The 7,723-nt window shown below is 66.7% G+C and carries 7 protein-coding genes; 3 read left to right on the top strand and 4 right to left on the bottom strand.

Features of this window, described 5'->3' with window-relative positions:
• The first annotated feature begins 309 nt into the window (after nt 1–309).
• A complete protein-coding gene (gene fabV / locus V3B25_RS20775; RefSeq protein ID WP_329811484.1) occupies nt 310–1,569 on the top strand; it encodes an enoyl-ACP reductase FabV in 1,260 nt (419 codons plus the stop codon).
• Between the two features lie 114 nt (nt 1,570–1,683).
• On the opposite strand, the gene V3B25_RS20770 is transcribed toward fabV, so the two are convergent.
• The 3 genes from V3B25_RS20770 to V3B25_RS20760 all read right to left on the bottom strand — a co-directional run bounded on the left by V3B25_RS20770 (nt 1,684) and on the right by V3B25_RS20760 (nt 5,574).
• Entirely contained in the window at nt 1,684–3,753 is a 2,070-nt protein-coding gene (locus V3B25_RS20770; protein WP_121503054.1) for an EAL domain-containing protein, read from the bottom strand.
• Between the two features lie 91 nt (nt 3,754–3,844).
• On the bottom strand, nt 3,845–5,029 hold the full coding sequence (locus V3B25_RS20765; RefSeq protein ID WP_049400102.1) for an NAD(P)/FAD-dependent oxidoreductase: 1,185 nt from the start codon (nt 5,027–5,029) through the stop codon (nt 3,845–3,847).
• Complete coding sequence (locus tag V3B25_RS20760; protein WP_329811483.1) at nt 5,026–5,574, bottom strand: YaeQ family protein; 549 nt, start codon at nt 5,572–5,574, stop codon at nt 5,026–5,028. The genes V3B25_RS20765 and V3B25_RS20760 overlap by 4 nt, the downstream gene beginning before the upstream one ends.
• A gap of 124 nt (nt 5,575–5,698) precedes the next feature.
• Between V3B25_RS20760 and V3B25_RS20755 the strand changes: the two genes are divergently transcribed.
• A complete protein-coding gene (locus tag V3B25_RS20755; RefSeq protein ID WP_049425174.1) occupies nt 5,699–6,592 on the top strand; it encodes a pseudouridine synthase in 894 nt (297 codons plus the stop codon).
• Between the two features lie 6 nt (nt 6,593–6,598).
• On the opposite strand, the gene V3B25_RS20750 is transcribed toward V3B25_RS20755, so the two are convergent.
• Entirely contained in the window at nt 6,599–7,087 is a 489-nt protein-coding gene (locus V3B25_RS20750; protein ID WP_010484520.1) for a YaiI/YqxD family protein, read from the bottom strand.
• 301 nt (nt 7,088–7,388) lie between these two features.
• Here V3B25_RS20750 and V3B25_RS20745 point away from each other — a divergent pair, with 301 nt between their 5' ends.
• Complete coding sequence (locus tag V3B25_RS20745; RefSeq protein ID WP_004153307.1) at nt 7,389–7,598, top strand: cold-shock protein; 210 nt, start codon at nt 7,389–7,391, stop codon at nt 7,596–7,598.
• The last annotated feature ends 125 nt before the right edge of the window (nt 7,599–7,723 follow it).

The following is a 7,723-nucleotide window of genomic DNA, read 5'->3' as shown; positions in this document are numbered from 1 at the left end:
GGGCGGGCGCCCCCGCGCCCGCCCCCCCCCCCCCCCCCCCCCCCCCCCCCCCCCCCCCCCCCCCCCCCCCCCCCCCCCCCCCCCCCGCCAACCCACAGGAACCCAGCTTTTGAAGTTGCTCCGGTTCCGGCCGTTGCTCCGGCCTCTGCGGGTGCAGGGTGCAACCCTGCAGAACAAACCCCACCCTACGCCGCCGTCGGTTGTGCAATCTTCCCCCGCGCACTACGATCCTGCGGTTCGCGCGCGCAGGCGCGCGCCCGTATTCCTGCTGAGCGCCCCGTGCGCCGCATCTGCCAACCCGAGGTATCCATGGTCATCAAACCGCGCGTCCGCGGCTTCATCTGCGTCACCACCCACCCGACCGGCTGCGAAGCCGCGGTCAAGCAGCAGATCGACTACATCCGCGCACGTCCGCCGATCCAGAATGGTCCCAAGCGCGTGCTGGTGATCGGCGCCTCCACCGGCTACGGCCTGGCGGCGCGCATCACTGCCGCCTTCGGCAGTGGCGCCGCCACCCTGGGCATCTTCTTCGAGCGCCCGGGTAGTGAAACCAAGCCGGGCACCGCGGGCTGGTACAACTCGGCCGCGTTCCACAAGTACGCCGACGAAGCTGGCCTGTACGCCAAGAGCATCAACGGCGATGCCTTCTCCGATGAAGTGAAGGCCAGGACCATCGAGATGATCAAGGCCGATCTCGGCCAGGTCGACCAGGTCGTCTACAGCCTCGCCGCGCCGCGCCGCAAGCACCCGAAGACCGGAGAGATCATCAGCTCCACGCTGAAGCCGATCGGCGAGCCGATCACGCTGCGTGGCCTGGATACCGACAAGGAAGTGCTGACCGAGACCCATCTGCAGCCGGCCACCCCGGAAGAAATCGCTGGCACCGTCGCGGTGATGGGCGGCGAGGACTGGCAGATGTGGATCGATGCGCTGGCCGACGCAGGCGTGCTGGCCAATGGCTGCACCACCACCGCCTTCACCTACGTGGGCGAAGAGATCACCCAGGCGATCTACTGGAATGGCTCGATCGGTGCGGCCAAGAAGGACCTGGACAACAAGGTGCTGGGCCTGCGCGAGAAGCTGGCCAGGATCGGTGGCGACGCGCGCGTGTCGGTGCTGAAGGCCGTGGTCACCCAGGCCAGCTCGGCCATTCCGACCATGCCGCTGTACCTGTCGCTGCTGTTCAAGGTGATGAAGGAAAAGGGCACGCACGAAGGCTGCATCGAACAGCTCGACGTGCTGTACGACATCCTCTACGGCGGCAAGGCCGATGGCGTGGCGGTCGATCGTCTGCGCCACGACCTGGTCGATGGCGATGGCCACACCGTCGTGCTGGTCGATGACGAAGGCCGCCTGCGTGCCGATTACAAGGAAATGGCCGCGGACGTGCAGGGCAAGGTGGTCGCGCTGTGGCCGCAGGTGACCAACGAGAACCTGTACGAGATCAGCGATCTGGCCGGCTACAAGGCCGATTTCCTGCGCCTGTTCGGTTTTGGCGTGGAGGGTGTCGACTACGAGGCCGACGTCAATCCGGACGTGAAGATCGAAAACCTGGTCGACATGACCTGATCAACGAAGAGGCCGGCGAAACACCCTGGACCCCCTCCCGCCCCCACACATCCCCCCGCCCAACGCCGCCCTTCTCTTGGGGGGGTGCCGGCCCGCGGCCGGCACTACCATCGGTCATCCGAACTCGAAACCCATCTCCGGCAACGCCGGGCCGACGAAGTCGCCCTGCACGTAGTCCACGCCGGCACTGAACAGCAACGTCATCGAATTGGCATCGCTGACGAACTCGGCGATGGTGCGGATGCCGGCTTCCTGCGCGCGCGCGGTGATCTGGCTGATGCGGTCGATGTTCTCGCGGGTGGCTGCCAGGTCGCTGGTGAAGCCACGGTCCAGCTTGAGGAACTGCGGCTGGAAGTGGGCCAGCAGCTGGAACGAATCCAGCCCCGAACCGAACTGCTCCAGGCCGATGCGGCAGCCCAGCGGTGCTACTTCGGCAAGGAACTGCTGTGCACTGCGCAGGTGAGTGAACACCTTCGCTTCCGGCGCATGCAGCCACAGCCGTTCGCCGGGTACACCCTGAGCCTGCAGCTCGCGGCGCAGGGTAGCGATCATCTGCGGGTCGTCGAACGATTCCGGCGTCACTTTCACCAGCATCTGCGTGGCATGGCCTTCGCGTGCACGCTGGCCAAGCACCGCGATGGCCCGTGACACCACCCAGCGGTTGATGTCGGCCAGCAGGCCGTGCTCCTCCGCGATACCGAGGAACGCGGTCGGGCTCAGCAGTTCGCCATTGTGCTCCAGGCGCAGGTAGGCCTCATACAGCTCCAGCGACTCGCCCTGCAGGTTCAGCACCGGCTGGTAGTGCAGCTGGAAGCCGTCACCGGCCAGCGCTTCACGGATACGGGCGACCCAGCGCAGCACGCGTTCTTCCTCCACGCGGTCGGCGGCGGCCGGGTCGAAGATGCGGCAGGTGTTGCCCAGTTCTGCGGCGGCCTGCGTGCATTCGCTGGCGCGTGCCAGCACCTGGCCGATACTGGCGATCTTCTCGCCCACCTGCACGCCACCGATGCTGACCGTTACCGTGGCCGAGCGTGCGCCGATGCTGAAGACGTGCGCGGCGTAGGCTTCGCGGATGCGCTCGGCCAGTGCCACGGTCTGCGCGTACGGCCCGGCCTGCAGCACGGCGAAATTGTGTTCGCCGAAGCGGGCCAGCTGCGCGTCTTCGCCAACGACTTCGGCCAGCAGCGCGGCGAGCGCGCCGATCAGGGTGTCGGCCGAGGCCAGGCCAATGTCCGGCAGCAGGCGCGCGTAGTGGTCCGGCTCGATCAGCAGCAGGCCGAACTGGCCTTCGCTGCGCCCGGCCTGGGCCACCGCGCTTTCCAGCTGCAGCATGAAGGTCGGGCGATTGAGCAGGCCGGTGACCTGGTCGCGCTGGCGCAGGTCCTCGACCTCACGTGCCAGCTCGGGGTCGAATTCCATGCGGCGGCGGAGCACCACCTGCAGGCAGGATTCGCCTTCGTAGGTGGCAGCGGCAAACTCCATCGTCGCCGGGAACGCGCTGCCATCCTCGTGGCGCGCGTCGAGCTGGTACTGCGGCGGCGGCGCCTCGCCACGGCTCAGCCCCTTCAGCAGCTGCTTGAAGCCCTCCACGTGCTGGGCGGCGACCATGTCCAGCAGCGAGATGCCTTCGATGTCGTCGAAATGCTCGTAACCGAACATCTCCAGATAGGCATCGTTGGCGCGGATGTGCATGCCTTCATGCACGTAGGCGATGGGGTCGCGCGAGGAGGCGATCAACGCATCGCAGCGGCGCTCGGTTTCGCGCATCTGTGCTTCGATGCGGCGCAGGCCGCGACGCGCCTGCAGGTCCACCCACTGGTCGCGGACCACGGCGAGCAGATGCTCCGGACGTTGGCGCAGGGCGAGGGCGCGGATGCCGTGGCTGCTGGCCTGCACCAGTTCGTCTTCGTCGATGCGCTCGGCCAGCAGCACCAGCGGAATATCCTTGCCGCTGGCAGCAATATGCTGGGCCACCAGTGGCAGCGGGATGCCCTGGGAGGGCGAAGCCAGCACCAGGTCGATGGCCTGGCTGGCCAGCACCTGGGCCAGCTCGGCTGCATCCTGCGGACGCCATGGGCGTACCGCGATGCCGCTGTTGCGCAGGGTGCTGACGATGGCTTCGGCATTCTCGCCGCTGTCATCGACGATCAGCAGGCGGATGGTGATGTCGTTCGCGTTCTGCATGCACTGCTCCCCAATCTGCAAATCTAGATACACGATGCGCGGCGAACCGTCCATGCGCGCACCCCTTGCACGCATTGAACGGCGATGTGGTTCACACCACGCCACCGGCTGCGTGGCCGCTGGCCCAGGCCCACTGGAAGTTGTAGCCGCCCAGCCAGCCGGTCACATCCAGCACCTCGCCGACGAAATGCAGGCCGGGTACGCGCTTGGATTCCATCGTCGAGGACGAGACCTCGGCAGTATCCACACCACCCAGGGTGACCTCGGCGGTGCGGTAGCCCTCGGTGCCACTGGCCACCAGCGGGAACGCGCCCAGCAGCTGTGCGGCCTGGCGCAGCACCGGCTCGTCCAGCTGGCGCACGGGCCGGTCGGGCAGCCAGTGTTCGCACAACCGCTGTGCCAGCCGCTTCGGCAGTACCTCGGCCAGCACCGTGCGCAGCTCGGCGGCAGGACGTTCGCGCTTCATCTGGCGCAACCACTCGCCGGCATCCTGGCCGGGCAGCAGGTCCAGCTCCAGCGCGTCGCCGGGTTGCCAGAACGAGGAGATCTGCAGGATCGCCGGGCCACTCACGCCGCGATGGGTCAGCAGCATGAAATTCTGGAAGCTCTTTCCGTTGCAGCGCGCCTCGATGGGCAGAGCGACGCCGCTGAGATCGGCCAGCCGTTCCTGGTGCTTGCCGCTGAGCGTCAGCGGCACCAGCCCGGCGCGGGTCGGCAGCACCTGGTGGCCGAACTGTCGGGCCACCTCATAGCCGAAGCCGGTGGCGCCCATGCTGGGAATGGAGAGGCCGCCGGTGGCCACCACCAGCGAGGCGCAATGGAACAGGCCCTGCGTGGTGTGCACGCGGAAACCATCGCTGCCATGCTCGATGCGCTGCACGCTGCAGTCGGTACGCACCTGCACGCCTGCCGCCTGGCATTCGTCCACCAGCATCTTCACGATCTGCTTGGACGAGACATCGCAGAACAACTGGCCCAGCTCTTTTTCGTGATACGCGATGCCGTGCTTGCTGACCAGCTCGATGAAGTGCCAGGGCGTGTAGCGCGCCAGCGCCGACTTGCAGAAGTGCGGGTTGGCCGACAGGAAGTTGGCCGGGGTGGTGCCGGTGTTGGTGAAGTTGCAGCGGCCACCGCCGGACATCAGGATCTTCTTGCCGACCTTGTTGGCATGGTCGATCACCTGCACCTGGCGGCCGCGCTGGCCAGCCGTGATCGCGGTCATCAGCCCGGCCGCACCGGCGCCGATGACCACCACATCGCAACGGATCGTGCTCATGCCTTGGCGCGCTTGCGCCAGTTCGGGATCACGTCGAGCTGGATCTGGTCGTTGAGCAGCTGCACTTCACCGTCCTGGATCAGCACGCTCCAGCGCATGGCGCGCTGGATCTGCTGGCCCCAGCGCTCGACGAATTCACCGTCCAGATCAACCACCGAGAGATTGTCGAAGCGTGCCAGGCCCTTGCTCTGCTTGCCCCACCAGATCTCCGAGACGTTGCCGCCGTAGTTGATCACCTGCACCTGGCGGCTGCGATTGCTGGCCTTGCGGATGCGCGATTCGTCCGGATGGCCCAGGTCGATCCACTGCAGGATGTCGCCGGTGTAGTCGTGTTCCCACAGATCCGGCTCGTCATCGGTGCTCAGGCCGCGGCCGAATTCCAGGCGGTCGCCGGCGTTCAGCGCGAAGGCGAGCAGGCGCACCATCAGGCGATCGTCGGTCTCGGACGGATGCTGGGCCAGGGTCAGGTTGTGGGTCGCGTAGTAGCCGCGATCCATGTCGCTGATCTGCAGTTCGGCCTTGCGGATGGTGGCGGTGAGGGCCATGGGGGGTCCGTGGACTAAAGACGACAATGATAGAGGTTTGCTCCAGGGGTGTCCGTTGCCGGTCTGTCTGCGCAGCGTCAACGGTGGCACTCTTGCGCTCTTTCCCGTGGCCGGAGTGGACGCCATGACCTTGCCCAGCCGCCTGCAGCTGCCACCCGGCCACTGGTCCAGCCTGCTCGATGGCCTGTGCGCGCGTTTCCCGCGCATTGACCGTGCGCAATGGCAGGACCGCTTCGCCCGAGGCCGCGTGCAGGATGGGCAGGGCAGGGCACTGGCGCCGGACATGCCTTGGCAGGTGGGGCTGGAAATCCAGTATTTCCGCGAGGTGGCCGACGAGCCGGTGATTCCCTTCGCCGAGACCATCCTGCATCTGGATGCGCACCTGCTGGTGGCCGACAAGCCGCACTTCCTGCCGGTGACGCCGGCCGGTGGGTATGTACGGGAAACCCTGCTGTCGCGCCTGGTCGCCCGCACCGGCAACACCGAGCTGGTGCCGCTGCACCGCTTGGACCGGCTGACCGCCGGCCTGGTGCTGTTTTCCACCCAGGCAGGCACGCGTGATGCCTACCAGCGGCTGTTCCGCGAGCGGCGCATCGGGAAGACCTACGAGGCGCTGGCACCGGCGCTGCCGGGGCTGGAGTTTCCGCTGCAGCGGGACAGTCGTCTGGTGCCGGGGGAGCCGTTCTTCCGCATGGCCGAAGTGCCGGGCGAGCCCAATGCCCGCAGCCGGATCGAGCTGATCGAGGCCGAGGGGCCGGTCTGGCGCTACCGGTTGCGGCCCGAAACCGGCCGCAAGCACCAGCTGCGCGTGCATATGGCGATGCTGGGCGCCCCCATCGAGGGCGATGACCTGTATCCGCAGCTGAGGCCGCGCCCGGATGAAACGGTCGAGTCACCCCTGCAGCTGCTGGCGCAGGGGCTGGCCTTCGACGATCCATTGAGTGGGGAGCCCAGGCGGTTCAGCAGTCAGCGTCGCCTGTGCCTGCCCGGCCAGAGCGGGTCCGGCCAGAGCGGGTAAGGCCGTTCAGCGAACCGGGCGTCGCGCCAGCCAGCGGTCCAGCTCGGCCGCGAACAGCTGCCGGTCGCGCGGGCCCAGCGGCGGCGGGCCGCCGGTCTGCACCCCGGCGCCGCGCAGTTCTTCCATGAAATTGCGCATCGACAGCCGCTCGGCCATGTTGTTCGGCGTGTACAGCTGGCCGCGCGGGTTCAGCGCCACAGCCTTCTTCTCCAGCACCAGCGCGGCCAGCGGGATGTCCTGGGTGACGACCAGGTCTCCGGCAGCGACCCGTTCGACGATGGCGCTGTCGGCCACGTCCAGGCCCTGGGGCACCTGGATCGAACGCAGCCAGCGTGAGGGCGGGGTGCGGATCCACTGGTTGGCAACCAAGGTCAGTTCGATGCCAACGCGTTCAGCGGCACGGAACAGGATGTCGCGAATGACGGTGGGGCAGGCGTCCGCGTCCACCCAGATGCGGGGGAGGGCGGGTTCAGCTTGGGTTTCAGCTTCAGTCATTTACCCAGTGTAGGGTAGGAAAATCCTGAATGGGGACTCGGGGTTAGCCTCGATCGGCTGCCAGCCCTTGTCACGTCTAGCGGGCGGGGCCAGCCGATGAACGTCCGGGCTATCGCTTTTTGCAGAAAACACGCGTATCGTTCGTCCCACTGTGTTTGCTAGGGTCACCGTGAATCGTGGCCTGGTGCAGTTGATCTCACGATCCGCTCATCGATCCGCTTTACCAACGCCTGCAACTCAGTCTCGGCCCCGATACCCGGTGGCTGCGATTTTTTCAACATGTGTTTCAGGAGTTAGTCAAATGTCTGATCGTCAGACCGGCACCGTCAAGTGGTTCAACGACGCCAAGGGCTTCGGCTTCATCACCCCGGAAAGCGGCCCGGACCTGTTTGTGCACTTCCGTGCCATCCAGGGCACCGGCTTCAAGACCCTGCAGGAAGGCCAGAAGGTTACCTTCATCGCCGTCCAGGGCCAGAAGGGTATGCAGGCTGACCAGGTGCAGGCGGTCTAATCCGTCTGCTACCGTTTGGTAGCCAGAACGCCGGAAGCGAAAGCTACCGGCGTGTTTTATTTGCCGCGGTTTTTTTGATGGGGGGGTGGGGGGGGGGGAGGGGGAGGAAGGGGGGGGCGGGAGGC

Origin of the sequence: Stenotrophomonas sp. SMYL8, from assembly GCF_036320065.1 — a bacterium.
GTDB classification, from domain to species: Bacteria; Pseudomonadota; Gammaproteobacteria; order Xanthomonadales; family Xanthomonadaceae; genus Stenotrophomonas; species Stenotrophomonas maltophilia_A.
This window is presented reverse-complemented; position numbering and strand designations above follow the sequence as displayed.